Origin of the sequence: Massilia mucilaginosa, assembly GCF_011682145.1 — a bacterium.
Lineage (GTDB): Bacteria > Pseudomonadota > Gammaproteobacteria > Burkholderiales > Burkholderiaceae_D > Telluria_A > Telluria_A mucilaginosa.
This window is the reverse complement of the sequence record NZ_WHJH01000253.1, coordinates 1-356: the sequence shown is the minus strand read 5'-3', so window position 1 is coordinate 356 and position 356 is coordinate 1. Positions and strand designations below refer to the sequence as shown.

The window sequence follows — 356 nt, the reverse complement described above, 5'->3', positions numbered from 1 at the left end:
AACATCCTCCCAAGCTCATTGCGCCCATTCCACGTCAACCAGATGCGCAACGTGGCGCAGAACGATAACACGCCGTATTGATGAATTGCCAATTTCAGCTCATACTCGCTCCCTGCACCGAAATATTGCCAATTTGCACTAAAATTTAACGAAAGCCACACCTCAACATGAATAAAATTTCGCTTTGCTGCCTCCTTTCGCTTGCCTTCCTCAATACCGCCTCTGCGGCGGAAGAGGCGGCGCCACAGTCCGATCCGAACAATTTCTGCTTTTTCGCTGGCGTCCCGCCAGCCGAGTTCACCTACACGGTGCTAAGGAAAGTCAAAGTGGCTAAGGGGACGTATGGCGGCGTTGCG

Annotated in this window: 1 pseudogene; it reads left to right on the top strand. The window is 52.2% G+C overall.

The window, feature by feature from the left end:
- Positions 1-167: 167 nt before the first annotated feature.
- Positions 168-356, top strand: a pseudogene (locus F2P45_RS35880) (hypothetical protein); the annotation flags it as partial.